Raw genomic sequence first — 26669 nt, forward strand, 5'->3', positions numbered from 1 at the left:
GTCCCCAGATCTCGCCGCTAGCGGCCTGATCCGAAGCCCCCGGTCATGCAAATGGCCGGGGGTTTTTGTTAACTGAAGCGCTTGCCCTGGGTGTAGAAGGGGATCGATTGCAGTCCCTCGACTGCCTTCAGCGTTTCCGGCGACCGCTCACGCAAGGTGGAGAACGCCAGGTAAGTACGCACACTGAGCTCCGGCGCAGCGGCCACTCCATGCAGGCGCCCCTCGGCTAGCAGGTCCTTGACCATGAACTGTGAGAAATACGCCGAACCGCCGTGCCTGAGGATGTAGTCGAGGGCAATGGTTTCCTGGGTGATCGACAGGCGATGACGCCTGGCTCCGGGGAAGGCCGCATTGTGCTGGTCGGTGAAAGAGCGGCCCCAGCTGATATACACGTACCCCTCGCCATGGCCCTCGAACACGGTGTCGGCCTGGGTCGACACCAGCTGCAGCGGCTCTTCGAGGAAGGGTTCGAGGGCCACGTCTGGCCAGTGGTGGGGTTCGTATAGAATCGCCAGGTCCAGCAAACCTTCTCGCAGTTCGTTCATCAGCAGGACCGAGTAGTCCGACTGCACCTGCGTGGCGACCCGTGGCTGATGCTGCTCCATCCACGCCACCCAGTCGGCAGTGATGTTGCCCCAGTGGTTCATTGGCAACCCCAGGCTGACCGAGCTGCGCACATCGGTAGGCAAGGCCACGTCATGCTGGGCGCGCTCCCAGGCACTGATCACCGACACCGCATGCCGGTAGAACAGATGGCCGCCGGAGGTCAGGGTGACGCCATGGCGGCTGCGGCTGAACAGCGGGCGGTTGAGGCGATCTTCAAGGGCCTTGATCCGTGCGCTGACCGAAGACTGGGTGATGTGCAGGCGTTCAGCGGCCTTGTGGAAGCTGCCGCTGGCGGCCACTTCGATGAAAGCGCGCAGGTGCTCGATGTTCATGAGAATGCGACCGTCGTCAGTGGGCGAGCCGGCTGGCCCGACTCGCCGATACTAGCGGCACTCAGGCCCAGATGTCGCCAATGGTGAAACCCTCCGGGAACGGGTCGTCGTGGTCGAGGACGAAGGTGTTCAGGCCGCAGATCCAGCTCTTGCCAGTGATGGTCGGCACTACGGCCGGGTTGCCGCCGATGCTGGTTTCGTCGATCAGGCGGCCGGTGTAGACATTGCCCAGCAGCCCCTGGTGGCGGAAGTCGCGGTGCAGCGGCAGCTCGCCCTTGGCGTGCAGCGTGGCCATCTTCGCCGAGGTGCCGGTGCCGCACGGGCAACGGTCCAGCGCACCGGTCCAGGTGGCCGGGTCATCCCAGGAAAACGCGCCACTGGCCATGGTCACGGCATTCTTCCAGTCGGCGTTGGGGTCTTCGCTGGGGCCGGACAGCTGGGAGATGGTGATGCCGATATCGGGGTAGTCAGGGTGGGCAACCGGCAGCTGCTCGATGGCGGCCTGGCGGATCATCGACGATACCCGGGCGATCTCGCCACCGTGCTCGGGGATCAGTTGCAAGCCCTTGAACTGGCGCACGTCGGCGATCACGTAGAACATCCCGCCCCAGCCCACGTCCACGCGGACCTTGCCCAGGTGCGGCACATCGATTTCGGCGTCGATATGCGCCGCGAACGCCGGCACGTTCTGGAAGGTGACCGCCTTGACCTTGCCACCCTCGCATTGCGCCTTGATGCGGATCAGCCCGGCCGGCGCTTCCAGCACCAGTTCAGTGAGCGGTTCGCGCATCGGCAGCATGCCCATTTCCAATAGCACGGTGACCACCGAGATGGTATTGCCGCCGGACATCACCGGGTACTCGATCTGCTCCATGATGATGTAGCCGGCGTCGGCCTCGGGGTGGCTGGGCGGGACAATCAGGTTGCAGCAGTGCGCCGGGTAGCCTCGGGGTTCGCGAAGCATCAGCTTGCGCAGTTGGTCGTCGTTGGCTTCGAGCCATTTCATCTTGGCGTGCACGCTGGCGCCGGGGATGTGCGGGATGCCGCCGGTGATCACGCGCATGGGCGTGCCGGCGTGGGTGTCGACGGCGTGGATGGTGCGTTTGTATGACATGCGGGGCGGCCCTCTATTGTGGTGTTTGAGCGGGGTCTGGGCCGCAGGATAAAGGGGCTGGGATGGCCTGTAAGGCGAATAATTCCGATCAGGTGATCGGTTTTCTGGATGGAGAAACAAACTGAGACAACCCGCCGCGTTGACCCCCGTCCGGCAATTTGTTTGTGCTGGCATTTCGGTTACAATCGGCGAAACGATTCAGCCTTGCCGGTCAATTCGACAAAAGCCTGGGTCGTTTTCTGGTTCTCTGGCTGCTGAACAATCATCAACAACAAGCCTGCGCTGAAGAACAAGGAATACTCTGGGCCAGCCACAGGCCCACCCTCCGTTCTACTGACTGGAAATGATCAATGTTCAAGAAAGCTGGCAAGACCTTGCTGGGTCTGGCTGTCGCTGCGAGCTTCATGCAAGCGCACGCCGCAGAAACCAAGAAAGTCGATGTGCTGCTGGTCGGCGGCGGCATCATGAGCTCCACCCTGGCCGTGTGGCTGCACGAGCTGGAGCCGAGCTGGTCGATGGAAATGGTCGAGCGCCTGGACGGCGTCGCCGAAGAAAGCTCCAACGGCTGGAACAACGCCGGTACCGGCCACTCCGCGCTGGCCGAGCTGAACTACACCCCTGAAGACAAAGACGGCAACGTCAACATCTCCAAGGCCATCGAAATCAATGAAGCCTTCCAGATCTCCCGCCAGTTCTGGTCGTGGCAGGTTCGCCAGGGCGTGCTGAAGAACCCGCACTCGTTCATCAACACCACCCCGCACATGAGCTTCGTCTGGGGCGATGACAACATCAAGTTCCTCAAGAAGCGTTACGAGGCGCTGCAGGCCAGCCCGCTGTTCCGCCCGATGCAGTACTCCGAGGACCACGCGCAGATCGCCAAGTGGGTCCCGCTGATGATGGAAGGCCGTGATCCGAAGCAGAAGCTGGCGGTCACCTGGACCCCCATCGGCACCGACGTCAACTTCGGCGAAATCACCCGCCAGTTCGTTGGCCACCTGCAGACCCAGAAAGGCTTCGACCTGAAGCTGTCCAGCGAAGTGCAGGACATCACCCGCAACGAAGACGGCTCCTGGCACGTCGAGTACAAGAACCTCAAGGACGGTACCGAATCGGCCACCGACGCCAAGTTCCTGTTCATCGGTGCCGGTGGCGGCGCGCTGAAGCTGCTGCAGAAGTCGGGCATTCCTGAAGCCAAGGAATATGCTGGCTTCCCGGTGGGCGGTTCGTTCCTGGTGACCGAGAACCCGACCATTGCCATGCAGCACATGGCCAAGGCCTACGGCATCGCCTCGACCGGTGCGCCACCCATGTCGGTACCGCACCTGGACACCCGCGTGCTGGACGGCAAGCGCGTGATCCTGTTCGGCCCATTCGCCACCTTCTCGACCAAGTTCCTGAAGAACGGTTCGTACCTGGACCTGCTGAGCAGCACCACCACCCACAACGTGTGGCCGATGACCAAGGTCGGTATCGACCAGTACCCACTGGTCGAGTACCTCGCCGGCCAGCTGATGCTGTCGGATGACGACCGCTTCGAAGCCCTGCGCACCTACTTCCCGAACGCCAAGAAGGAAGACTGGAAACTGTGGCAGGCTGGCCAGCGCGTGCAGATCATCAAGCGTGACGAAGAGAAGGGCGGCGTGCTGAAGCTGGGCACCGAAGTGGTGGCTTCCCAGGACCGCACCATCGCTGGCCTGCTGGGCGCCTCGCCAGGTGCTTCGACCGCCGCGCCGATCATGCTGAACGTGCTGGAAACCGTGTTCAAGGAAAAGGTCGCTACCCCTGAGTGGCAGGCCAAGATCAAGGAAATCGTACCAAGCTACGGTACCAAGCTGAACGACTCGGCCGCGGCCACCCAGAAAGAGTGGAACTACACCGCTGAAGTGCTGCAGCTGGAGAAGCCACCGGTGATCGACGACAGCGTCGGCACCACCGTGGCGCCGAGCAAGCCGGTTGAAAGCAAGCCAGAGAACGACATGGCACTGTAACCAGGCGATGTGGGTCAGAAAGAGCCACGGGTGAACCCCGTGGCTTTTTTTTATTGCTGTTTCGGCAAGAGGCTGTCGACGGCAAGTTCCTGCAGCACCTCGCTCAGGTCGAGGTCCACGGCCAGCGCCAGAAAACTTGCGTCACCTGCGTCGCTGACGGGGAACACCTTCGCCTCGGTGGCAGCCCTGAGCACCACCTGGTCGCCGTGCATGATGTGCAGTTGCGAGCCATCGGCCATTTCCAGCTTCAAGCTGCCCGAGGTGGCGAAGAGCAACAGGTCGTTGCCCGGGCTCAAGTGCGCAGCTGCATGCAGATGGCGATACTCGGCGATCCAGCCGTCGCGCAGAAACGTCTTGCTCAAGGCATAGGCCAACGAGCACTCCAGCGACAGGTCAGCCATTTCGTCGATCACCCGGTCACGTGGAACCTGGGGCATCAGGCGGGAAAACTCACTCAGGTTGGTCAGGGTGACTTTCCGGCGGGCAAGGCTCATAACGGTTTCCTTTTCAGATTCTGGCCTCAAGCCAGCAGCGTGATCGCCACGTGCCCGGCGACACCGGCACACACGCTGTAGATCAGGCTCCGCGACCAGTAGGCGACAATGACCACCGGAATCGCTGCCAGCAGGTCGGCATTCAGGCCCAGCAGCGAGCCGTCCTTGGCCACCAGCAGGGCGGGTACGGTGATGCTGGCGATGATTGCCACCGGCAGGTATTCAATGACGTCATTGAACCACTTGGGGGATTTCTCCATTTTCAGCAGAAACGGTGTCGCGCGGGTCAGGTAGGTGATGGCAGCCATCAGCATCACCGCGGCGATCAGGTAGTTCTTTTCAGGCATAACCCTGCTCCACAGCCAACGGCGGTTGCGATGAATACGTTCAAGGGCGAGGGCGCATACAGGTTCAACAGGCAGGTGGTGACGATCACCACCAGGGCGATGACGGCTTTGGTGAAGGTGCTGCACAGCGATATCAGCACGAAGATCATCATGGCCGTCAGGGCATAGTCCAGCTTGAACTGGGAAAACCGGTTCAAGGCATCCGACGCCACCGCGCCAAACACCGCGCCGGCAATCCAGCTGGCATGGCAATAGGTATTGAACTGCAGCAGATAGCCAGGCGAGGTCGGCCTGCCGTTCTCCAGGCGTTGGCTGTGAAAGGCAAAGGACTCATCGGTCAGGCCGAATGCGTAAAGCAACTTCTGCGGCTTGCTGATCGGCAGTTGCGCGGTGCGTTTGGACATGTACATCGCCATCAGCATGTGCCGCGAATTGATCAGCAACGTCGACAAGGCAATGGTGATCAGCGGCGCGCTGGTGGTCATCAGCGCCAGCGCGGCGAATTGCGCCGCCCCGGCATAGACGAACAGGCACATGGCAGCCGGCAGCCACAAGGGCAGGCCGGCATTGATGCACATGACGCCGAACACGAAGCTGACGACGAAGTAGCCGGTGACGATCGGCAGGGCGTCGACCAGGCTTTCCTTGCGCGAGGTGGTTAGCAGTACCGAAGAGGTCACAGGTCGACCTCGCAGGTGATTTCACCACGGGTTTGCAGGAAGCCTTGTTTCTGCCAGAAGCTCAATGCGTTGGCGTTGTCATTCTCAACGAACAGAAACACCCGGCGAATGCCGTGCTGGCGGAAATCGCTGAGAATCGAATTGGCCAGTGAAGTGCCGATCCGGCTCTGCCGATAGTCCGGCGCAACCGCCATGTGATTGATGGTGCCGCGTGTGCCCATCAAGCCCCCTGCGACCGCGCCGACGATGGTGCCGGCGTGGTTTTCGGCCATGTAGCAATAGGTATGCTCCGAGCCGAGCAAGCCTTTGAGCAGCCCTTCGTCCTGCCAGTCGCAGAACGAGGTCTCCTCGAAGCGACGGAAGAAGTCGACGATCTTGCGGGCATGGAAGGGCGTGGCTTTCTTGATGCTCAGGCCATTGATGTGTTCGCCCGGAAACAACTTCGGCACCGGGCCGATGTAACTAGTCGATAATGTCATGCTCGCTGCCCGGTCGAGAGAAGGAAATAGCAATGATTTGCCGATAGCCCATTTCCGAAGGGCTCGGGTTGATCGCCGGAGTGACATAGTGTTGCAGTTCGCGATCGAGGAAGTACGTGGTGTCGAGAATGTTCAGGTAGGTGCCGGAGTCGATCACATTCGACTGTTTGTCGTAGATATTGCTGGTAGCCCCCTCGACATTGTGACGGCCCCAGAAGTGCACGCCGCTGAACGGATAACCGTCGCAGTGAATACCTTCAGGGGTAATTTCGATCTGCGCTCCCGGTTTGATTTCGATACGGATCTGGTGCACCTGGCACTGCCAGCTGACCGTGTGCAGTTCTTCAGGCAATACCGCCTTGTACACGTCGAAATCCAGGCGGATCAACGCACGCAGTATCGGTGAGTTGAAGACATCGGCGGAGATGTCTTCGAAGTGGCGCGCCATGCCGCCGACATAGTTGTTGTGTGCCTCGGACTGTTCGTAGGCGCGGTGATTGAGTTGGCACAGTTCGCCGGTCACCGGGTTGAAGTCGAAGTCACTGTAACGGCGGTAACGCGTGCCCTTGTCGGCCTGGCCGTAATAGCGGTCGATACCCATGGTTTCCCAACTTTTGGAAAACTCGACAAACTCCTTGAAGCCGCCGTTCAACGCATAATCACTGCCCATGACATTGACCGTCTTGTTTTGTCGCAGGGCAGTATCGATGTTTCTGTTCAGTGTCAGCATGGCAAATCTCTTTTTATGTAAAAGCTGACAAAAATCTAACAGTTGAGTCGTCCGGCGAAACTTCACTTTTTTTTGACGTGCCTCAACCGTTGCTTGCTACCCAGACGGTGTGCACCGTTATCGGGCAGACAGTGCCGGCGGTTGTGCGATATCCTCATGCCCTTCGTTGACGGCCTGCGTCAACGGAACGGGGAGGGAGAGTGAATGGACATCAAGGTGCTTAAAAACATCGTGACCGTAGCCCGCACGGGCTCGATCACCGATGCGGCCGAACAGGTACACGTCACGGTCCAGGCCTTGGCTGCTCAGTTGAAAAAGCTCGAAGATCATTGCGGCTTCAAATTGTTCGACCGGACCAACAAAGGGGTATCGCTGACCCAGGAGGGCATGGGCATCCTGCCGCATGTCCTGGAAATCGTGCGTTCATCCGAGCGCATGCAGCTGAAGATCAATCAGTTGCGCCAGAGCCGCAACCAGCGCCTGCCGTTGCGGGTTGCCTTGAACAGTACGCTGTCGATGGAAATCAACCAGCAGATCATGGGCGCCGTGGTCAGCAAGTTGTCCGGCTACAATCCGATCTTCAGTTGCTCGGAGTCGCCCGACAACCTGGTTAAGCTGGCCAAGGACGAAGCGGACATGGTGGTGGTGCTGGGCGACAGCATTGGCGAAAACTACCATTCGGTGCCGCTGAAGGGCTTGCGCATCGAAGTCGTTGCCTCGTCATCCAGCAATGACCGCTCAGCGCCGTGCGCGGTGATCAAGCCTTTGCCGGAATGCCCGTATTCCTCGATCTTTACCCGCTTTGCCGAGCGCCGGCCAGGCATGCTGGACGCGGCAACCGTGTTCCATTCCGGCAGCGAGATCGTCAGCGTATCGATGATCAAGAGTTTTGGTGGGGTGGGCGTGCTGTCGCGGGCGGTTGCCGAGGCCAATGACCTGTTCATCTGGCCGGGTTTCTCCGACTTTCTCGATGTTTACCTGGTCATGAAAGAACCGTGGATCATCGAAGAGGAGTTCCCGCTGTTCTGCGCCGTCCCCACCCCCATCCGCAGCCTGGACGCCATCAGCGCCTGACCTTGCAGCGCCGGGCGCATAAGCCACGGGAAGCCTCCCGTGGCTGTTGTTTTCAATGGGCAAGCCATTGATCGGAATTCCGCCGCCGGCCGAATAAAAACATATTTTGATGCTTAAATTAATCTTGTCAGTCGATCCCCTCCAGGAGGGTGCCGTCATGAACATCAAGATTGCCGCCTTACTGCTGCTCGCCCTGTGCGCTCAGCCGGCATGGAGCCAAAGCTACTCGTACTCCTCCGCAACCCCCGCCGCGAAACCCGCCGAATCCGGCGCGATGACCACGCGCATGGCCTTGCGCGACCTGTGGGTCGAGCACATTTTCTGGGTTCGCAACTATGCCGTCGCCAACCAGGCCGGCAACGCCAAGCAGGCCGCAGTCGCGGCCAAAGAAGTGGTTGCCGACGCCACCAGGATCGCCAACAGCATCGCCCCGCTGTATGGCCAACCCGCCGCCGATCAGTTGCTCAAGCTGCTCGCCGGCCACTGGGGCGCGATCAAGCACTACAGCGATGCCACCGTGGCCAAGGACAAGAACGGGCAGCAAGCCGCCGTCAACGACCTGGGCAGCAATGCCAAGGCCATCGCCGCGTTCCTGGCCAAAGCCAACCCGAACTTGCCGGAGCAGACCCTGCTGACCTTGCTCAGCGCCCACGGTGGCCATCACGTGGCGCAGATCGATCAGCTGGCCGGCGGTGACTACGCGGGTGAGGCGCGTACCTGGGCGATGATGCGCGAGCATATCCTGACCTTGTCCGACGCCCTCACGGCGGCGCTGGTCAAGCAGTTCCCGGACAAATTCTGATGCTCGAAGGCCTTGGCCGTACCCAACAGGACCTGCTCCACGCGTTGCTGCATCAGCCGGCCGGCATGAGCATCGACGAGCTGGCGCAGGCCCTGGCCGTTACCCGCACGGCAGTGCGCCAGCACCTGGCCGCGCTGGAGCGTGACGGCCTGGTCAAGCGCGGCGCAACCCGGCCCACCGGGCGCCGGCCGGAGCAACTGCACCAGCTGACCGAACATGGCCGCGAACTGTTCCCTCGGCAGTATCCGCTGCTGGCCAACCTGCTGATTGCTGAAGTGGCGGGCTTGATGGGGCAGGAGGCGTTGCTGGCGCTGATGCGACAGCTGGGGCGCAAGCTGGCGGCGGACCTGGAGGCTGAGGTGGTGGATGAAGGGCGGATCGTCGAGCACATGAATGCGGCGGGGTATGAGGCCGAAGTGTTCTTCCGCTCTTCGGGTGAGCCGCAGATCGTGGCGCACAACTGCGTGTTCCATCACCTGGCCAAGGCGCATCCGGTGGTGTGTGAGCTGGACCTGGCGTTGATTGGCACGCTCGGCGGCGCCGAGGTCAGCCATGAGGAATGCATGTTGAGGGGCGGGCAGGTGTGCCGCTTTGCCCTGCGCAAGGAATGATGTTGCCTTCACTGACCTCTTCGCGGGTGAACCCGCGAAGAGGTCGGCCCAGGCTGAAATCAGCTCTGCTTCAGTATGCAGTCCAGCAACCCGGGAAACCGCTCGCCCAGCATCTCGCTGCGCAGCGAATTCATGTGGGTAGTCCCGACATTGCGGGTATGCACCAACCCCGCATCACGCAATACGCGGAAATGGTGCGACATGCTCGACTTTGGCCGCCCGCCATCGAGCTCGCCGCAGCTGGCCTCGGCCACGCCTGCCAGGTGGCGGACGATGGCCAGGCGCACCGGGTCGCTCAGCGCGTAGAGCACGCGCTCGAGAATCAGGTCTTCAGGGTTGGGGTGTTGGTAGGCTCGCATGGCCGACATGATAGCGGGGGTTTCATTAATTGCCATAGTTCGATTATGATCGAACAATCGTATCAAGTTGATCCGGAGCTGCCCATGTCTGCCCTGTTCCAGCCTTATACCCTCAAAGATGTCACCTTGCGCAACCGCATCGCCATTCCGCCGATGTGCCAGTACATGGCCGAGGACGGCATGATCAACGACTGGCACCATGTGCACCTGGCCGGCCTGGCCCGCGGCGGTGCCGGCCTGCTGGTGGTCGAGGCCACCGCCGTGGCGCCGGAAGGGCGCATTACCCCCGGTTGCGCCGGGATCTGGAGCGACGCCCACGCCCAGGCCTTCGTGCCGGTGGTGCAGGCGATCAAGGCTGCCGGCTCCGTGCCGGGTATCCAGATTGCCCACGCCGGGCGCAAGGCCAGCGCCAACCGCCCGTGGGAAGGGGATGACCACATCGCCGGCGACGATGCCCGCGGTTGGGACACCATCGCGCCGTCGGCCATCGCCTTTGGCGCGCACCTGCCCAAAGTGCCGCGCGAAATGACCCTGGACGACATCGCCCGGGTCAAGCAGGACTTCGTCGACGCCGCGCGCCGTGCGCGTGATGCCGGTTTCGAGTGGATCGAGCTGCACTTCGCCCATGGCTACCTCGGGCAGAGCTTCTTCTCCGAGCACTCCAACCAGCGCACCGATGCCTACGGTGGCAGCTTCGACAACCGCAGCCGCTTCCTGCTGGAGACCCTGGCCGCCGTGCGTGAGGTCTGGCCGGAGAACCTGCCGCTGACTGCGCGCTTTGGCGTGCTGGAATATGACGGTCGCGATGAGCAGACCCTGGAAGAATCGATTGAACTGGCGCGCCGCTTCAAGGCGGGCGGGCTGGACCTGCTGAGCGTCAGTGTCGGTTTCACCATTCCTGAAACCAACATTCCATGGGGCCCGGCATTCATGGGCCCGATTGCCGAGCGCGTGCGTCGTGAGGCAGGGCTGCCGGTGACTTCGGCGTGGGGCTTTGGTACGCCGCAGCTCGCCGAGGAAGCGCTGCAGTCACGTCAGCTTGACCTGGTATCGGTTGGGCGTGCGCACCTGGCCGACCCGCACTGGGCGTACTTCGCAGCCAAGGAGCTGGGCGTGGACAAGGCCTCCTGGACCTTGCCAGCACCGTATGCGCACTGGCTCGAGCGTTATCGCTGAGCCTTGATCCAGCCCCACAGGCACTGCCGCGCCAGTGGGGCGCATTGCGCTCAGCAAGCGTGGCGGTGATGGCGTGGAATTCACCGGGCAGGCCTTGGCCCAGGGGTGATACCAAGTTGACGAGCGCGCATGCCGACTTCATGAAAAACGTTGTGCACCGCGCCGGCTCCTCTGAAAAGGTGCCCTTGTGGCCGTTGCCAGCGCTGATGGCCGTAGTCGGCGCGGAATATCTGCTGCTCAGCGGGCTGCTTGTACGCCAAGCTGGATATCTCGTCGCAGCCAGAGCTGTTTTCATTGTTCCTGCAGTCATTGGGGCACGACCCGCAGCACCCTTGAATGCCGAGCGTGCCCCTGAGCATCAGAAGCGATCCAGCCGGTAGGCCCCCAGGTCGGCGGCACCGGCTTGCCCAGCCAGACGCCCCACCCATTCCGCCGTCACCGCGGCCTGGGTCAACCCCAGATGCTGATGCCCGAACGCCAGCAGCACCCGCCCATCACACACCCGGTCGATCACCGGCAACGAGTCCGGCAACGATGGCCTGAAGCCCATCCACGGCGTCGCGCCTTCAGTGCTCAGGTCCTGCTGGAACAGGCCCTTGCTCAACCGGTGCAACTGCCACGCCCGCTGCATGCTGGGCGGCGCATCGAGGCCGGCGAACTCCACCGTGCCGGCCAGGCGCAGCCCATCGGCCATGGGCGTCATGATGAACTTGCGCTCCAGTGAGGTGACTGCGAACGGCAGACGCTGCTGTTCCTGCGGCAGCATCAGGTGATAGCCGCGCTCGGTGTCCAGCGGTACGCACTTGCCGGTCAGCGCTGCCGTCAGTTGCGCAGAATGTGCGCCGCAACTGAGCAGTACCTGGCGAGCCTTGAACGTCCCCTGGTCACTGGCCAGGCTGACCCCGCCGCCGCGCAGTTGCCCACCCGCAACCCGCGCCTGGACGAAACGCACACCGCTGGCCTTGGCCGCTTCGAACAGCGCGCAGACCACCTGGTACGGGTCGATGAAGTGCCCGGTACGCGGGAAGAACAAACCGCCCAACAGCGCAGGGTTCAGCTGCGGTGCTGCCTCGCGCACGTGCTCGGCCGACCACAAGTCCACCGCCACGTCCTGTTGCTGCATGCGCGCCTGCAAGGCGTGCAGCGCCTGGCGCGACTCGGGCCGTTCGAACACCAGCAGCGAGCCATCTTCCTTGAACAGCTCGCTGCGCCCGATCGAGCCGAGCAAGCGCTGCCAGGCAGCCAGGCTGCCTTCGTTCAGCGCCCGGATACCGGCCACGCTGCGCTGGAATGGCGCCGGGCGCAGGTTGAGCAGCAGCCGGATGAACCACGGCATGGCCTTGGGCAGGTACTTCCAGTCCAGGCGCAGCGGGCCCATCGGGTCGAGCAGCATGCGCGGCAGGCGCTTGAGGATCGACAGGTCGGCGATCGGGAACACCTGCTCGGTGGCCAGGTGCCCGGCGTTGCCGTAGGAGGCACCCTGGCCGGGCGCCTGGTAGTCGAGCAGCAGCACCCGACGGCCCTGGCGGGCCAGTTGCAGGGCGCAGGTCACGCCGACGATACCGGCGCCGACCACGGCGATATCGGTTTCAGGGCTGTCGACCATGTTCACGCTTCCCGTTTACCGTCGAGCAAGCGCCGCAGCTGCAGCGGGTTGCCGTGCTTGAGCGCCTGCGGCAGCAGGGCATCGGGGAAGTCCTGGTAGCACACCGGGCGCAGGAAGCGCAGGATCGCCGCCGTGCCGACCGAGGTGGTGCGGGTATCGGAGGTGGCCGGGAACGGCCCGCCGTGGACCATCGCATCGCACACCTCGACACCGGTCGGCCAGCCGTTGACCAGGATGCGCCCGGCCTTGCGTTCCAGGGTCGGCAGCAGGGCGCGGGCGCTGTCGATGTCGGCAGCGTCCAGCTGCAGCGTGGCGGTCAGCTGGCCTTCAAGGTGCTCGGCCACTTGGCGGACCTGCTCGTCGCTGCTGCAGGCCACCACCAGTGAAGCAGCACCGAACACTTCGGCCTGCAATGCCGGGTCACTGAGAAACGCTTCGGCCTGAGTCACGAACAGCTGTGCCTGGCATTGGTTCGGCCCTTGCTGGGCCTGGCCGCTGGCTGCAACCGTAGCGTTGGCGTTGTTGGCCAAGGCGCCGACGCCAGTGGCATAGGCGCTGGCAATGCCCGGGGTGAGCATGGTCTGCGCGGCAGCCTGGCGCACATGTTCGCTGGCAGTCTCGATGAAGCGCTGCAGCGCTGGCCCCTGGCGGGCGATCACCAGCCCGGGGTTGGTGCAGAACTGCCCGGCGCCCTGGGTCAGCGAGGCGACGAAACCTTGCGCCAACGCTGCACAACGGGCCTGCAGCGCGGCGTCGAAGAGGAACACCGGGTTGATCGAGCTCATCTCGGCGTACACCGGAATCGGCTCCGGACGGGCCTGGGCCGCCTGGCACAGGGCAATGCCACCGCTGCGCGAGCCGGTGAAACCGACCGCCTTGATGCGTGGGTCGTTGACCAGGGCGATGCCGACTTCACGGCCGGCGCCGTACAGCAGCGAGAATACGCCTTCGGGCAGGCCGCAATGTTTGACCGCACGGGCCACGGCCTGGCCGACCAGCTCGCTGGTGCCGGGGTGCGCGGCGTGAGCCTTGACCACCACCGGGCAGCCGGCGGCCAGTGCCGAGGCGGTGTCGCCGCCAGCCACCGAGAAGGCCAGGGGGAAGTTGCTGGCACCGAACACGGCCACCGGGCCCAGGGCCACCTGGCGTTGACGCAGGTCGGCGCGTGGCAGCGGCTGGCGTTGTGGCAGGGCGTTGTCGACCCGCACATCGAGCCATTCGCCGCTGCGTACCACGCGGGCGAAGGTGCGCAGTTGCGTGCAGGTGCGGCCACGCTCGCCCTGGATGCGCGCCTTGGGCAGGCCGCTTTCGGCCACGGCGCGGTCGATCAGTACGTCGCCCAGCGCTTCGATTTCGCTGGCGATGGTTTCGAGGAAACTGGCGCGTTGTTCCAGCGAGGTTTCGCGGTAGCTGTCGAACGCCGCCCAGGCCAGTGCGCAGGCCTGGGCCACGTGTTCGCCGGTGCCGCCGGCGTAGGCGGGTTCGAGGGCCTGGTTGGTGGCCGGGTCGATGGCGCGGATCGCGTCGCGGCTGCCGGGTACGGCGCGCTGGCCGATCAGCAGGTTGCCTGTCAGGGTCATGGGGCGTCCTTTGGAATTGAATTCAGTACAAGGGCTGCGAAGCAGCCCCAGGGATCAGGCCAGGTTCTGCTCGGCCGACCAGCTGGCGTACCACTTGCGGAACAGCGCGTACTGCTGCTCGGTATAGTTGCGCTGGGCATCGGTGAGCACGTCGGTTTCGTTGAAGTGCAGGCTGTACTCGGTGTCGCCGTTGAGCACCATCAGGTGCTTGTAGTACAGCACCAGGTCGCAGCCTTCATCGAACGACGACAGCACCGCCAGCGCCGCTTCCAGCTCACGCGCCAGGCGGCGGGCCTTGGCGTCGCCCTTGGCGGCCTGCTTGCTCAGGCTCACCAGCTGCAGCACTTCACGCGGCAAGGCGTTGCCGATACCGGTGATGGCACCGGTGGCGGCGCAGTTGACGAAACCATGCACCACCTGGGTGTCGACGCCGACCATCAAGGTCACGTCATCATCCTTGGAGGTGATGTGCTCGGCGGCGTAGCGCAGGTCAGCACCACCGCCGAACTCTTTGAAACCGATCAGGTTGGGGAATTCGCGACGCAGTTCGAAGAACAGGTCGGCGCGGGTGGCGAAGCCGTAGTAGGGACTGTTGTAGATTACCGCCGGGAGCTTCGGCGCTGCGGCGAGAATGGCCGAGAAGTGGTGTTTCTGGGCGATCAGCGAAGCACCGCGGCTGAGCACGCGGGGGATGACCATCAGGCCGGCAGCGCCCACCTTGGCGGCGTGGGCCGCGTGGGAAACGGCTTCGCGAGTGTTCACCGCACCGGTGCCGACGATGGTCGGGATGCCGGCGGCCACCAGGCGGGCCACGCCTTCCTGGCGTTCGGCTTCGGTCAGCAGCGGCCAGTCGCCCATGGAGCCGCAGTAGACCACGGCGCTCATGCCGGCTTCGATCAGCTCGCGACCCTTGCGCACCAGGGCGTCGAAGTCCGGCTTGCGCGCGGCGGTGCACGGGGTCATCAGGGCAGGCATGGTGCCGGTGAAGATGTTGTCAGTCATTGTTGTCACTCCTGGCGATATTCAGTGGTTTAAAAAGCCGGGGTCAGATGCCCCAGGCGAAGGGATCCTGTTCGTCGATCAGCAGGGTGCTGTCGGCGGTCATGTATGCGCGGCCGGTGATGAACGGGCGAATGCGCTCGCCGTCGCGCGCGTAGCGGCCGTGGAACTGGCTGCCGGTGATGCTGGCCTGGGCCCAGGTCTGGCCTTCTTCGAGCTTGCCGTCGGCGGCCAGGCACGCCAGCTTGGCGCTGGTGCCGGTGCCGCAGGGCGAGCGGTCGTAGGCTTTGCCCGGGCACATGACGAAGTTGCGGCTGTCGGCATGGGCGTCGTCGGCGAACAGCTCGACATGGTCGATCGGCGCACCGTGCTCGCCGGTGATGCCCTGGGCTTCGAGGGCCTTGAGCATGGCCCAGGTGTAGTCGGTGAGGGCTTCGCGGTTGTCCAGTTCGATGCGCTGGCCGTGTTCGGAGACCAGGAAGAACCAGTTGCCGCCCCAAGCGATGTCGCCACGCACCAAGCCATGCCCGGGCACATCCACTGCCACCTGCTGGCGGTAGCGGTAGGAGGGCACGTTGCCGACGGTGATGGCACCGTCTTCATGCAAGGTGGCACTGACTTGGCCGACCGGCGTGTCGATCTTGTGCTCGCCGGGCTCGATCAGGCCCAGGTGCTGCAGCGAGGCGACCAGGCCGATGGTGCCGTGGCCACACATGTTCAGGTAGCCGGCGTTGTTGAAGAAGATCACCCCGCAGGTGGCGTCGGCCGATACCGGTGGGCAATACAATGCACCGACCAGCACATCGTTGCCGCGTGGTTCCAGCAGGCAGGCGCGGCGCCATTGATCGTGCAGCTCGCGCAGTTCGTCGCGCTGCTCGGCCATGCTGCGCCCCTCAAGCTGCGGGAAGCCTTTCATCACCAGGCGGGTCGGTTCGCCGCCGGTATGCGAGTCGATGACGTGAATCTGTTTCAAGGGCTTGTCCATTGCTAAGAGGATCAGGAGGCGACGGCGGGGCGGCCGCTGTAGGGTTCAGCCGAGGCTTCGCTTTCGTCCTCGCCTTCCAGGCGCACCAGGTGAGCCGGCACGCCGGTGGCCGCGCCCCAGTAGTAGATGCCCAGGGCGCAGGCGGCCACGGCCAGGGTGTCGAACGGGTGGCCGAGCACGCCCAGGCCGCCGAAGCTGCCCAGCCAGGACAGCAGGATGGTCACGGCGTAGAAGCCGATCAGCCAGGCCGACGAACGCACTTGCTGGGCCAGCGACAGGTGCTGGGTCGGGACGAAGCGGCCGCACAGCAGGTACAGCACGAACATCACGATCTGCAGGGCCAGCAGCCAGGACACGGTGCTCCAGCCGGACCAATAGACGATCAGTGCGGCGATGATGAACGACAGCGGGCCGAGCACGCCCATGCCCTTGACCCGGAACGGGCGCGGCATGTCCGGCGCATTGCGGCGCAGGGCGGCGACGGTGACCGGGGCCACGGCGTAGCTCAGTACCAGGGCGGCAGACACCACGTTGATCAGCGCTTCCCAGGAGGGGAACGGCAGGGTCCAGAACACCGACAGGCCGAAGGTCAGCCACAGCGCCGGGCGCGGGATGCCGGACTCGGCGTCGATGCGGGTGAAGTACTTGAAGAAGGTACCGGTCTGTGCCCAGCCATAGACCACGCGCGGGGTGGCGTTCATGTAGATGTTGCCGCAGCCGCTGGGCGAGATCACCGCGTCGGCCACCACCAGGTAGGCCAGCCAGCCCACACCCAGGGCCAGGGCGATGTCACGGTAGGGCAGGGCCAGTTCCTTGGTCACAGCGGCCCAGCCGTTGCTCAGCATCTCGGTCGGCACGCTGCCGAGGAAGGCCAGTTGCAGCAGGGCGTAGATCGCGGTGGACAACAGCACCGAGAGGATCAGCGCGATCGGGATGGTGCGCTGCGGGTTCTTCACTTCGCTGGCCACCGAGATGATCGGCGTCAGGCCCAGGTAGGCGAAGATGATGCCTCCGGCCGACACTGCCATTTCCACGCCGGACAGGCCGAACGGGGCGAAGCCCTGGACTTCGAAGTTCTCCGGCTTGAAAAAGGTGAACAGCACGCCGATCACCAGCAGCGGCACGATGAACTTGAACACGCTGACCAGGTTGTTGGCCTTGGCGAAGGTCTTCACGCTGCGGTAGTTGAGGAAGAAGAACAGCCCCAGCAAGGCGAATTGCACCAGCCAGCCGAGCACCGTCGGGTCGCTGGAGCCGGCCTTGGTCAGCCCGGGGAACCAGGCTGCGGCGTACTGGCGCGAGGCGACCACTTCGATGGCGATCAGGCTGGAGAAGGCGATCAGGGTGATGAAGCCCATCAGGTAGCCGAGCAGCGGGCCGTGGGAGTACACCGGGTAGCGCACCACGCCACCGGCACGCGGCAGGGCGGCACCGAGTTCGCAGTAGACGATGCCCAGCAGCAGCACGGCGAAGCCGCCGAGGAACCAGGAGAGGATACCGGCCGGGCCGGCGATGGCCGAGACGTGGCTGGCGGCGAACAGCCAGCCGGAGCCAAAGATGGCGCCGAGGCCGATGAAGGTGAGGTCGAGCAATGACAGCTGTTTCTTGAATTTGCCTGACATGGGGGCGCCTTTTTGTAGGTTTTGGATAGGCAGGTCTGATGTCACGTGATGCGGCTTGCGTGGGGCATAGAGTGGACCCGATCGGGGCGGGGGTTCTTGATGGTTTTCTGCAGGGGGTATGACGAAATCGGCACAGTTGCAAAAAAGCAGTGGCGAGGTCGAAGGGGGCAGTTATAGGCTGAAAACCTGTGCTGGCAGCCTGAGCACGCACTTTGTAGGAGCGGCCTTGTGTCGCGAAAGGGCCGCAAAGCGGCCCCGGCAATCTTGCATGAAGGCGCAGATCCCGGGGCTGCTGTGCAGCCCTTTCGCGACACAAGGCCGCTCCTACAAAAAGCATGTGCATACCCGGCCGATGCAGCCAGCAGAGATCCGACAGATGACCGATACTTCCCTGGCAACCCTGTACCAGTCCTTCGACCAGCACCGCCCGGCCACCCTCGAGGCCCTGCTGGCGGGTGTGTCGCTGCTGCTACCGATCCTCGACGCCATCCCCAACGCCGCGATCTTCATCAAGGACCCGGCCGCCCGCTATGTACTGGCCAACACCACCCTGGTGCAGCGCTGTGGCCTCAAGCGCCTGCAACCGCTGCTGGGCAAGACCAGCGCCGAGGTGTTCCCGGCGCAACTGGGCCCCGGCTATACCGAGCAGGATCGCCGCGTACTCGAGGATGGGCTGGTGCTGGAAGACCAGCTTGAACTGCACCTGTACGGCAGTCGTGAGCCGGGCTGGTGCCTGACCCACAAGCGCCCGCTGCGCAACCCGGCGGGCGAGATCATCGGCCTGGTGGGCATCTCCGTCGACCTGCAGTCAGCCGCCGACACCCACCCCGCCTACCAGCGCCTGGCTGCCGTGGACGAGCACATCCGCCGCCATTTCCACCAGCCCATCAGCATGCATGAATTGACCCGCATCGCCGGCATCTCCGTGGCGCAGTTGGAGCGTTACTGCAAGCGGGTGTTCCACCTCACGCCGCGGCAGATGATCCACAAGGCACGCCTGGAGCACGCCCACCGGCTGCTGCATTCTGAATTGCCGATCACCGAGGTGGCGCTGCGCTGTGGCTACACCGACCACAGCGCGTTCAGCCGCCAGTTCAAGCAACTGACCGGCTTTACCCCGCGCCAGTACCGCCAGGCAACGGCGAATCAGGCCGGTTGAAACAGCCGCTTGGCTTCGTCGAAGCACTGCTCGGCAATCGCCGAGCGCGGCTCGCTGCGGCGCAGCAGCAGGCCGACCGGGCTGTGGATGCTGGCGTCGGCGATGGGGATGATGCGCATGTGCTCGCTGAGGTCTTCCAGGCCGCAGCCCAGCGGCATGATCGCGCAGCACACGCCGGTGTTGATGGCCTGCACCAGCTGGAAGGTCGAGTCGCTTTCCAGCACGGCGTTGGGCTCGAGGCCGCGGCTGCGGAAACTCAGGTCCAGTGACTGGCGGTAGTGCATGCCCTTGCTCAGCAGGCCCAGGGGAATGTTGCCGAGCTCGTCCCAGCGCAGGCTGTCGGTGTCGAACTGGAAGTGCTGGGTGTCGAACAGCAGGCCCATGGTGGTGGTGCCCAGTTCGATCACTTCGAAGAAGCTGGCGTTGACCTGGTCGAGGTAGCAGATACCCAGGTCGAGCTGGTTGCGGCTCAGGCCGTCCATGATCTGCTCGGTGCTGTGCGAGCTGAGCTGGAACTGCAGCTCGGGGTACTTCTCGCGCAGCGGCAGCAGCAGGTGCATGGGGTTGAAGCTGGCCAGCGGCACGGTGCCCAGGCGCAGGCTGCCGACCACCTGGCCACGGCAACTGGCGGCCTCGGCCTGCAGGCCGTCATGGGCGGCGAGCAGGGTGCGGGCCCAGGCCAGGATGCGCTCGCCCGCTTCGGTGAAGCCTTCGAAGCGCTGGCCGCGCTTGACCAGCACCAGGTCCAGTTCGTCCTCCAGGTTGCGCAGGCGCATGGACAGGGTCGGCTGGGTGATATGGCACAGCGCCGCGGCCTGGCCGAAGTGGCGGGTCTGGTCGAGGGCGATGAGGAACTTGAGCTGCTTGATGTCCATGGAAATGCCTGGCGTCTGGTTGTGCAGACCTTAACCCACGTCTGCGATAGATGTCATTGATCGGCCGGTTCGCCATTTCGATTGGACGCTTGTCAGGCTTGCCTCTAGCGTGACGACAATGCCATTCAAGGAGTTTCACCGTGCGCGTCCAATCCGATGCGGTCTTCGTACCGCTGAACATCGCCGTGCTGACCGTCAGCGACACCCGTACCTACGACAACGACACCTCCGGCCAGCTGCTGGCCAGCCGCTCGGTGGAGGTTGGCCATCGCCTGGTGGCGCGGGCGCTGCTCAAGGACGACCTGTACAAGATCCGCGCCCAGGTGGCGACCTGGATCGCCGATGACGACGTGCAGGTGGTGCTGATCACCGGCGGCACCGGCTTTACCGGGCGTGACAGCACGCCGGAAGCGGTGCAGTGCCTGCTGGACCGGAGCATCGATGGCTTTGGCGAACTGTTCCGCGCCTTGTCCATTCTCGATATCGGCAGCTCGACGGTGCAGAGCAGGGCGCTGGCGGGGATTTCCAACGGCACCCTGGTGTGCTGCCTGCCCGGCTCCACCGGCGCTTGCCGTACTGCCTGGGAGGGCATTCTGGTGGAGCAGCTGGATGCGCGGCATCGGCCCTGCAACTTTGTGAAGCATCTTAAGCCTATCGAAGCCTGCGAGAGCCGCGGTTAGCCTGCCCCGCGAAGAGGCCATCAGCTCAACACATAGTCCACCGGCAGCAATACCGGTGGCAGCGGTTCCACGCCCAAAGCCCCCAGCACATCCCGCTCCACGGTCCTCACCATGGCATCCATCGGCAGGTCGTTTTCATCCCGCCCGAACGGATCTTCCAGCTCGTTCCCAATCGCATCCAGGCCGAAGAAGGTGTAGCCGACAATGGTGGTGAACAGCGGCGCCAGCCAGCCCAGCGGCTCGGCCAGGGCAAACGGCAGCAGCAGGCAGAAGATGTAGATGGTGCGGTGCAGCAGCAGGGTATAGGGGAACGGCAGCGGCGAACCCTTGATCCGCTCGCAGGTGGCCTGTACCTCGGTCAGCCCGGCCAGGCGTTGTTCCAGCAGGGTATAACGCCATTCGCTGATCTGCCCTTGCTCTGCCAGCCGCGAGCAGTGGCTGCCAATGTCGCGCAGGATGCCATCGCACACGTTGTAGTCAGCCACCGGGGCCGCCGCGTTCAGCCACGGGCGTGTGGCGTTCGCTTCGTTTTCGTTGCGCAACCGTGCATTCAGCCCATGGGCAAACCCGCACAGGCTGCGCAGCAGCTCGGCGCGCAGTGTCGGGTCGGTGATCACCAGGCTTTCGCGGATGAACGAGCGGGTTTCGATGATCAGCTTGCCCCAGGCCTTGCGCCCCTCCCACCAACGGTCGTAGCAGGCGTTGTTGCGAAAGCTCATGAAGATCGACAGTGACAGGCCAAGCAGGGTGAACGGCGTGGCGCTGACCGGGTAGAAGAAGGCCGGAAAGTGCCGCTCGACCAGCACGATCAGCGCAGCCAGCAAGGTCACCATCAGGCAGCGCAGGGCAATACGCTTGACGATCGAGCCCTTGAGGGTGAACAGCACGCGCAGCACATCGGGGCGAGGGTGGACGATCATGGAAATCCAGAGGCGGCCGATCAGCCGCCGGTCATGTTCATGAAGCGCAGGATCTGCACCTCGCCACCGACCTCGAAGTGATGCCGGTAGGGCTTGAGGTGCAGCGAGTCGCGGATGGCCTTCTCCAGCCGTTCAGCATCGCCAGGGTGGGCACGCAGCACCTGCTTGAGGTCCATCGAGTGTTCGTTGCCCAGGCACAGCAGCAGGCGGCCTTCGACCGTCAGGCGCACACGGTTGCAAGTGGCGCAGAAATTGTGGCTGTGCGGCGAGATGAAGCCGACGCGAGTATGCGCCGCTTCGGCCAGGCGCCAGTAGCGCGCCGGGCCCTGGGAGGATTCGGTGGATTCGATCAGGCTGAAGTGCCCGGCCAGGCGCTCACGCACTTCATCGCTGGAGCAGAACGACTCGCCGCGTTCATGTTCGTTGATCACCCCCAGCGGCATCTCCTCGATGAAGGTGATGTCCAGCTCGCGGTCGATGGCGAAGCGCACCAGGTCGACCAGTTCGTGGTCATTGCGGCCCTTGAGCACCACGCAGTTGAGCTTGGTGCGCTGAAAGCCGGCCTGGCGCGCGGCGTCGATGCCGGCGATCACCTGGTTGAGGTCGCCGGTGCGGGTCAGCTGCTTGAAACGCTCGGCGTCGAGGCTGTCGAGGCTGATGTTCAGGCGCGTGACGCCGGCGTCGAACAGCGGCTGGGCCAGGCGCCCGAGCTGCGAGCCGTTGCTGGTCATGCACAGTTCGCGCAGGCCGGGCAGGGCGGCAATGCGCCCGCACAGGTCGACGATGCCCTGGCGTACCAGCGGCTCGCCACCGGTCAGGCGGATCTTGCGGGTGCCGAGGGCGACGAAGCGCTCGGCCACCTGGAACAGTTCTTCAAGGCTGAGGATCTGCTGGCGCGGCAGGAACTGCATGTCTTCGGCCATGCAGTACACGCAGCGGAAGTCGCAGCGGTCTGTGACCGACATCCGCAGGTAGTCGATTTTCCGGTTGAAGCCGTCGATCAGGGCCCGGCTGTTCTGTTCCACGTTGGCGCTCGATAGGAAATGGGGGCTACAGGATCCAAGCTATAGCCTGTGGCCAGCCCCGTCAAATCGCTTTCCCTGACTGCTTGATCAATGCCCTCTATCATGGCTGCAGGCCAGGCGCGGCAAGGGCTGCAGGGCATGATCGAGAGCGCTTATCGTGCCGTAAGGTATTTCGATTGGACGGCTCTGGGGCGGGCTCCATAGGCTGGAAAAAACGCCGGGCAGATCGATTCGGTGAACATTTCCATGCCGCGTGAGGATTGACCGCATGAGCCAGGACCAACACATCAGGGACTACAAGGGCCCCGCCGCCGGCTGGGGCGCGCTGAAGAGCGTGACCAAGAGCTGGCTGGGCAGCGACAACGCCTTCAAGAACCTGCGGGCCATGCTCAAGACCAACCAGAACGGTGGCTTCGACTGCCCAGGCTGCGCCTGGGGCGAGTCGCCGGAAAGCGACATGGTCAAGTTCTGCGAAAACGGTGCCAAGGCGGTGAACTGGGAGGCCACCGGTCGCTCGGTGGACCCGGCATTCTTTGCCAAGTACAGCGTCAGCGCGTTGCTCGACCAGACCGACTACTGGCTTGAATACCAAGGCCGCCTGACCCACCCGATGCGCTACGATGCGGCCACCGACCACTACGTCGAAACCACCTGGCAAGAAGCCTTCGAGCTGATTGCCCGGCACCTGCGCGCGCTCGACTCGCCCGACCAGGCCGAGTTCTATACTTCGGGCCGGGCCAGCAACGAGGCGGCGTTCCTCTACCAGCTGTTCGTTCGCGCCTACGGCACCAACAACTTCCCCGACTGCTCGAACATGTGCCACGAAGCCAGCGGCGCCGGCATGTCGGAAACCCTCGGGGTGGGCAAGGGCACCGTGGTGTTCCATGACCTGGAGCTGGCCGATGCGATCTTCGTCATCGGCCAGAACCCCGGAACCAACCACCCGCGCATGCTCGAACCGCTGCGCGAGGCGGTCAAGCGCGGGGCCCAGGTGGTGTGCTTCAACCCGCTCAAGGAGCGTGGCCTGGAACGCTTCCAGCACCCGCAGCACCCGTTCGAGATGCTCAGCAACGGTTCCGAGCCGACCACCAGTGCCTACTTCCGCCCGGCCCTGGGCGGCGACATGGCGGCCATGCGCGGTATCGCCAAGTTCCTCTTGCAGTGGGAGCGCGAAGCCCAGGCCAAGGGCGAGCCGGCGGTGTTCGACCATGCCTTCATCGCCGAGCACACCAGTGGCGTCGATGACTACCTGGCGGCGGTGGATGCCACCTCCTGGGAGCACATCGTCAAGCAGTCGGGCCTGACCCTGGCCGAGATCGAACTGGCCGCACGGATGTACCGCAAGGCCGAACGGGTGATCATGTGCTGGGCCATGGGCGTCACCCAGCATCGCCATTCGGTGCCGACCGTGCAGGAAATCGTCAACCTGCAGCTGCTGCGCGGCAACGTCGGCAAACCCGGTGCCGGGCTGTCGCCGGTGCGCGGCCACAGCAACGTGCAGGGTGACCGCACCATGGGCATCGACGAGAAGCCTAAGGCAGCTTTGCTCGATGCCATCGAGAAACGCTTCAAGTTCCGTGTGCCGCGGGCCCACGGGCACAACGCGGTGCTGGCGATCAAGGCCATGGAAGAGGGGCTGGCCAAGGTGTTCATCGGCCTGGGCGGCAACTTCGCCCAAGCCACCCCGGATACCCCGCGCACCCACGCGGCGCTGCGCAACTGCGCGCTGACCGTGCAGATTTCCACCAAGCTCAACCGCTCGCACCTGGTCACCGGGCGCGATGCCCTGATCCTGCCGTGCCTGGGCCGTACCGAGATCGACATGCAGGCCGAAGGGCCGCAAGGCGTGACGGTGGAAGACACCTTCAGCATGGTGCATATCTCCAACGGCCAGCTGCGCCCGCGCTCGGCGCACATGCGTTCGGAGCCGTGGATCATCGCCGGCATGGCCAAGGCGACCTTGGGCAACCAGCCGATCGACTGGGAGTATGCGGTCGCCGACTACAGCCGCATTCGCAGCATGATCGCCGACGTTATCCCGGGCTTCGCCGACTTCAACCAGCGCCTGCAGCACCCGGGTGGCTTCCACCTGGGCAACAACGCGGCTGATCGCAACTTCCGCACGGCCACCGGCAAGGCACGCTTCATGCCCCATGCGCTGCCGGAGGAGTTGGTCAACGCCAAGGTGCTGGCGCGGGGCGACAAGCCGGACCTGATCCTGCAGACCATGCGTTCGCACGACCAGTACAACACCACGCTGTACGGGCTTGATGACCGTTATCGCGGGGTGTTCGGCCTGCGCGAAGTGGTGTTTGTCAGTGAAGCGGATATCCGCCGCCTGGGGTTCGAGCCGGGCGAGCAGGTGGACCTGGTGTCGCTGTGGGAGGATGGTATCGAGCGGCGGGTGTCGGGCTTCCGCCTGGTGGCTTACGACATTCCGGATGGCCAGGCAGCGGCGTATTACCCGGAGACCAACCCGCTGGTACCGCTGGAGAGTTATGGCGAAGGGACGTATACGCCGACGTCCAAGTTCATTGCGATCAAGCTGGAGAAGGCCAAGGCCGGGAACCGGATCGAGGCGGTGCTCGCTTCGGATTGAGTGGAGACTGCTGGGGCCGCAAAGCGGCCCCAGCTATCGGTGCACCGGCAAGGCCGTGGTGTATTTCATCTGCTCCATGGCGAAACTGGAGGTGATGTTCGACAGCCCCTCGGTGCTGGTAATCAGCTTCTTGTAGAAGCGGTCATACGCCGCGATGTCGCCCACCACCACCCGCAGCATGTAATCCCAGTCCCCGGACATGCGGTAGAACTCCATCACCTCCTCGAAGCCTTTCACCGTCGCCGCGAACTGCTCCAGCCAGGCGCTGTCGTGGCGCTGGGTCTTGAGCTGGACGAACACCGTCAGCCCCAGCCCCAGGCGCTCGGGGTCGAGCAGGGCGACACGGCCGAGGATGTAGCCGTCTTCCTCAAGTCGCTTGACCCGCTTCCAGCACGGCGTGGTCGACAGGTTGACCGCTTCGGCCAGGTCCTTGAGCGAGATCGAGGCATCGCGCTGCAACAGGGTGAGGATGTGTTGGTCGAAACTGTCCATGGCAGGGTTAGAGCCCACGAGAAAAATTTTCCCCAGATTAACCCAGGCCTAGGAAAATTTCCCGCGTTGAGTCTGATTTGCTGCCGCGCCAGGTTGTTGCCATAGTTGCAGCCTTGAATCCTGCCAATGGGCCCGACCATGTCCGACAAGCCGCGTAACTTCGCCACCCGTACCATCCACGCCGGCGAGCAGCACAGCGTTGCCGATAACGCCATCTTCCCGCCCATCTACACTGCCAGTTCCTACATCAAGCGCAGCCTCGACGATCACCCCGAGTACGCCTACAGCCGCGTCGGCAACCCAACCCGCCACGCCTATGAAAGCTGTGTTGCCGCGCTGGAGGAGGGCGTCGGTGCGGTGGCGTGCGCATCGGGTGTGAATGCCACCGCCACGGTGCTGGAGCTGCTGCCCAAGGATGCCCACGTGGTGGTGATGAATGGCGTCTACGGCGGCACCTTCCGCATCCTTGAAGACTACCGCGGGCGCACCTCAGGCCTGAGCACCACCTATGTCGACCTCAACGACATCGAGGCGGTGGCGGCAGCGATCAAGCCAGAGACCCAGCTGATCTGGATCGAGTCACCGACCAACCCGCTGCTGCACCTGGTGGACATCAAGGCGGTGTGCGAGCTGGCCCGTGCCCGCGGCATCCTCACCTGCATCGACAACACCTTCTGCTCGCCATGGAACCAGCGCCCGATCACCCTCGGCGTGGACCTGGTCATGCATTCGGCGAGCAAGTACATCGGCGGCCATTCCGACCTCACCGGTGGCGTGGTGGTCGCAGCCAATGACCAACTGCTGGCGCGGTTGCGCAAGATCAGCATGGCGGTAGGCGCGATCCAGGGGCCGTTCGACTGCTACCTGGCCCTGCGCGGGCTGAAGACCCTGGATGTGCGCATGGAGCGCCAGTGCGCTAACGCGCTGCAGGTGGCGCGCTTCCTCGAAGGCCACCCGCAGGTCGAGCAGGTGTTCTACCCAGGGCTGGAAAGCCACCCGCAGCACGACCTGTGCACGCGGCAGATGCGCGCTGGCGGAGCGGTGGTGGCGATGAAGGTCAAGGGCGCTGACCGGGCGGCGCTCAACCGGTTGGTCGAGGCGTTGCAGATCTTCGTGCTGGCCGACTCGCTGGGCGGGGTGGAGAGCATGATCAACCATTCCTGGAGCATGTCGCACAACTCGTTGAGCCCGGCGCAGAAGGGCGAGATGGGGATCAGCGAGAACCTGCTGCGGTTGTCGGTAGGGATCGAGGATTACCGCGACCTGATCGAGGACCTGGATGGCGCCTTGAAGGCTTCGGCTGCGGTGTAAGGGCTGCTGGCCTCTTCGCGGCTA

The 26669-nt window shown here is 64.0% G+C and carries 26 protein-coding genes and 1 pseudogene; 10 read left to right on the plus strand and 17 right to left on the minus strand.

Annotation, left to right across the window (positions count from 1 at the left end):
- Positions 1–68: 68 nt before the first annotated feature.
- Together ACIPZ8_RS19500 and ACIPZ8_RS19505 are read right to left on the minus strand one after the other, a co-directional pair.
- A complete protein-coding gene (locus ACIPZ8_RS19500) occupies positions 69–938 on the minus strand; it encodes a LysR family transcriptional regulator (RefSeq protein ID WP_400726366.1) in 870 nt (289 codons plus the stop codon).
- A gap of 61 nt (positions 939–999) precedes the next feature.
- Entirely contained in the window at positions 1000–2052 is a 1053-nt protein-coding gene (locus ACIPZ8_RS19505; RefSeq protein ID WP_400726367.1) for a proline racemase family protein, read from the minus strand.
- Between the two features lie 350 nt (positions 2053–2402).
- Between ACIPZ8_RS19505 and mqo the strand changes: the two genes are divergently transcribed.
- Positions 2403–4040 carry a malate dehydrogenase (quinone) gene (gene mqo / locus ACIPZ8_RS19510; protein WP_400726370.1) on the plus strand — a complete coding sequence of 546 codons (1638 nt, stop codon included), beginning with the start codon at positions 2403–2405 and terminating at the stop codon, positions 4038–4040.
- A 50-nt stretch (positions 4041–4090) separates the two neighbouring features.
- Here the strand turns inward: mqo and ACIPZ8_RS19515 are convergent, their stop codons facing one another.
- Genes ACIPZ8_RS19515 through ACIPZ8_RS19535 form a run of 5 tightly spaced genes read right to left on the minus strand, consistent with a single transcriptional unit; the run spans position 4091 to position 6770 of the window.
- Positions 4091–4534: a hypothetical protein gene (locus tag ACIPZ8_RS19515; RefSeq protein WP_400726371.1), complete on the minus strand. Its 444-nt coding sequence runs from the start codon at positions 4532–4534 to the stop codon at positions 4091–4093.
- Between the two features lie 26 nt (positions 4535–4560).
- A complete protein-coding gene (locus ACIPZ8_RS19520; protein ID WP_159411700.1) occupies positions 4561–4881 on the minus strand; it encodes an AzlD domain-containing protein in 321 nt (106 codons plus the stop codon).
- Positions 4860–5561, minus strand: coding sequence for an AzlC family ABC transporter permease (locus tag ACIPZ8_RS19525; RefSeq protein ID WP_400726374.1), 702 nt, complete (start codon positions 5559–5561; stop codon positions 4860–4862). Before ACIPZ8_RS19525 ends, ACIPZ8_RS19520 begins: the two co-directional genes overlap by 22 nt.
- A complete protein-coding gene (locus ACIPZ8_RS19530; RefSeq protein WP_400726377.1) occupies positions 5558–6040 on the minus strand; it encodes a GNAT family N-acetyltransferase in 483 nt (160 codons plus the stop codon). The genes ACIPZ8_RS19525 and ACIPZ8_RS19530 overlap by 4 nt, the downstream gene beginning before the upstream one ends.
- Positions 6024–6770 carry a 2OG-Fe dioxygenase family protein gene (locus ACIPZ8_RS19535; protein WP_400726380.1) on the minus strand — a complete coding sequence of 249 codons (747 nt, stop codon included), beginning with the start codon at positions 6768–6770 and terminating at the stop codon, positions 6024–6026. Before ACIPZ8_RS19535 ends, ACIPZ8_RS19530 begins: the two co-directional genes overlap by 17 nt.
- 204 nt (positions 6771–6974) lie before the next feature.
- Between ACIPZ8_RS19535 and ACIPZ8_RS19540 the strand changes: the two genes are divergently transcribed.
- The 3 genes from ACIPZ8_RS19540 (at position 6975) to ACIPZ8_RS19550 (ending at position 9257) form a co-directional block, all read left to right on the plus strand.
- Positions 6975–7844, plus strand: coding sequence for a LysR family transcriptional regulator (locus tag ACIPZ8_RS19540; protein WP_400726382.1), 870 nt, complete (start codon positions 6975–6977; stop codon positions 7842–7844).
- Between the two features lie 157 nt (positions 7845–8001).
- A complete protein-coding gene (locus ACIPZ8_RS19545) occupies positions 8002–8646 on the plus strand; it encodes a hypothetical protein (RefSeq protein ID WP_400726385.1) in 645 nt (214 codons plus the stop codon).
- Positions 8646–9257 carry a helix-turn-helix transcriptional regulator gene (locus ACIPZ8_RS19550; RefSeq protein ID WP_400726387.1) on the plus strand — a complete coding sequence of 204 codons (612 nt, stop codon included), beginning with the start codon at positions 8646–8648 and terminating at the stop codon, positions 9255–9257. Before ACIPZ8_RS19545 ends, ACIPZ8_RS19550 begins: the two co-directional genes overlap by 1 nt.
- Positions 9258–9316: 59 nt before the next feature.
- On the opposite strand, the gene ACIPZ8_RS19555 is transcribed toward ACIPZ8_RS19550, so the two are convergent.
- On the minus strand, positions 9317–9652 hold the full coding sequence (locus tag ACIPZ8_RS19555) for an ArsR/SmtB family transcription factor (protein ID WP_400726389.1): 336 nt from the start codon (positions 9650–9652) through the stop codon (positions 9317–9319).
- A 48-nt stretch (positions 9653–9700) separates the two neighbouring features.
- Between ACIPZ8_RS19555 and xenA the strand changes: the two genes are divergently transcribed.
- Positions 9701–10792 (plus strand): xenobiotic reductase XenA, encoded by a 1092-nt coding sequence (xenA, locus tag ACIPZ8_RS19560; RefSeq protein WP_400726392.1) that lies wholly within the window; start codon positions 9701–9703, stop codon positions 10790–10792.
- A 249-nt stretch (positions 10793–11041) separates the two neighbouring features.
- Positions 11042–11128, plus strand: a pseudogene (locus ACIPZ8_RS19565) (helix-turn-helix transcriptional regulator); the annotation flags it as partial.
- A gap of 22 nt (positions 11129–11150) precedes the next feature.
- Here ACIPZ8_RS19565 and ACIPZ8_RS19570 read toward each other — a convergent pair.
- From ACIPZ8_RS19570 to ACIPZ8_RS19590, 5 genes are read right to left on the minus strand one after another with little or no spacing between them, the layout of a single operon-like run.
- Positions 11151–12398: an NAD(P)/FAD-dependent oxidoreductase gene (locus ACIPZ8_RS19570; RefSeq protein ID WP_400726395.1), complete on the minus strand. Its 1248-nt coding sequence runs from the start codon at positions 12396–12398 to the stop codon at positions 11151–11153.
- A gap of 2 nt (positions 12399–12400) precedes the next feature.
- Positions 12401–13978, minus strand: a complete 1578-nt coding sequence (locus ACIPZ8_RS19575) for an aldehyde dehydrogenase (NADP(+)) (protein WP_400726398.1) — start codon at positions 13976–13978, stop codon at positions 12401–12403.
- Positions 13979–14032: 54 nt separating this feature from the next.
- A complete protein-coding gene (locus tag ACIPZ8_RS19580) occupies positions 14033–14980 on the minus strand; it encodes a dihydrodipicolinate synthase family protein (protein WP_400726401.1) in 948 nt (315 codons plus the stop codon).
- Between the two features lie 43 nt (positions 14981–15023).
- Positions 15024–15950: a 4-hydroxyproline epimerase gene (locus ACIPZ8_RS19585; protein ID WP_400726403.1), complete on the minus strand. Its 927-nt coding sequence runs from the start codon at positions 15948–15950 to the stop codon at positions 15024–15026.
- A gap of 23 nt (positions 15951–15973) precedes the next feature.
- Positions 15974–17584, minus strand: coding sequence for an APC family permease (locus ACIPZ8_RS19590; protein WP_400726406.1), 1611 nt, complete (start codon positions 17582–17584; stop codon positions 15974–15976).
- Between the two features lie 376 nt (positions 17585–17960).
- On the opposite strand from ACIPZ8_RS19590, the gene ACIPZ8_RS19595 reads away from it, so the two are divergent.
- Positions 17961–18743 (plus strand): helix-turn-helix domain-containing protein, encoded by a 783-nt coding sequence (locus ACIPZ8_RS19595; protein WP_400726408.1) that lies wholly within the window; start codon positions 17961–17963, stop codon positions 18741–18743.
- Here the strand turns inward: ACIPZ8_RS19595 and ACIPZ8_RS19600 are convergent.
- Positions 18731–19618 carry a LysR family transcriptional regulator gene (locus ACIPZ8_RS19600; protein ID WP_400726410.1) on the minus strand — a complete coding sequence of 296 codons (888 nt, stop codon included), beginning with the start codon at positions 19616–19618 and terminating at the stop codon, positions 18731–18733. The two genes, ACIPZ8_RS19595 and ACIPZ8_RS19600, sit on opposite strands and share 13 nt — an antisense overlap.
- Positions 19619–19758: 140 nt before the next feature.
- Between ACIPZ8_RS19600 and moaB the strand changes: the two genes are divergently transcribed.
- Complete coding sequence (moaB, locus tag ACIPZ8_RS19605; RefSeq protein ID WP_400726412.1) at positions 19759–20298, plus strand: molybdenum cofactor biosynthesis protein B; 540 nt, start codon at positions 19759–19761, stop codon at positions 20296–20298.
- Between the two features lie 20 nt (positions 20299–20318).
- Here the strand turns inward: moaB and ACIPZ8_RS19610 are convergent, their stop codons facing one another.
- Together ACIPZ8_RS19610 and moaA are read right to left on the minus strand one after the other, a co-directional pair.
- Positions 20319–21218: a bestrophin family protein gene (locus ACIPZ8_RS19610; protein WP_400726415.1), complete on the minus strand. Its 900-nt coding sequence runs from the start codon at positions 21216–21218 to the stop codon at positions 20319–20321.
- 20 nt (positions 21219–21238) lie between these two features.
- Positions 21239–22243, minus strand: a complete 1005-nt coding sequence (gene moaA / locus ACIPZ8_RS19615) for a GTP 3',8-cyclase MoaA (protein WP_400726418.1) — start codon at positions 22241–22243, stop codon at positions 21239–21241.
- 268 nt (positions 22244–22511) lie between these two features.
- Here moaA and ACIPZ8_RS19620 point away from each other — a divergent pair, with 268 nt between their 5' ends.
- Positions 22512–24842 (plus strand): FdhF/YdeP family oxidoreductase, encoded by a 2331-nt coding sequence (locus ACIPZ8_RS19620; protein ID WP_400726421.1) that lies wholly within the window; start codon positions 22512–22514, stop codon positions 24840–24842.
- Between the two features lie 33 nt (positions 24843–24875).
- Here ACIPZ8_RS19620 and ACIPZ8_RS19625 read toward each other — a convergent pair whose 3' ends face one another.
- The gene (locus ACIPZ8_RS19625; protein ID WP_400726663.1) at positions 24876–25334 is read right to left on the minus strand and encodes an Lrp/AsnC family transcriptional regulator; all 459 of its coding nucleotides are present in this window, start codon (positions 25332–25334) and stop codon (positions 24876–24878) included.
- A gap of 126 nt (positions 25335–25460) precedes the next feature.
- Between ACIPZ8_RS19625 and ACIPZ8_RS19630 the strand changes: the two genes are divergently transcribed.
- Positions 25461–26645 carry a trans-sulfuration enzyme family protein gene (locus ACIPZ8_RS19630; RefSeq protein WP_400726424.1) on the plus strand — a complete coding sequence of 395 codons (1185 nt, stop codon included), beginning with the start codon at positions 25461–25463 and terminating at the stop codon, positions 26643–26645.
- The last annotated feature ends 24 nt before the right edge of the window (positions 26646–26669 follow it).

Origin of the sequence: Pseudomonas sp. NPDC089422 (assembly GCF_044749405.1) — a bacterium.
Lineage (GTDB): Bacteria > Pseudomonadota > Gammaproteobacteria > Pseudomonadales > Pseudomonadaceae > Aquipseudomonas.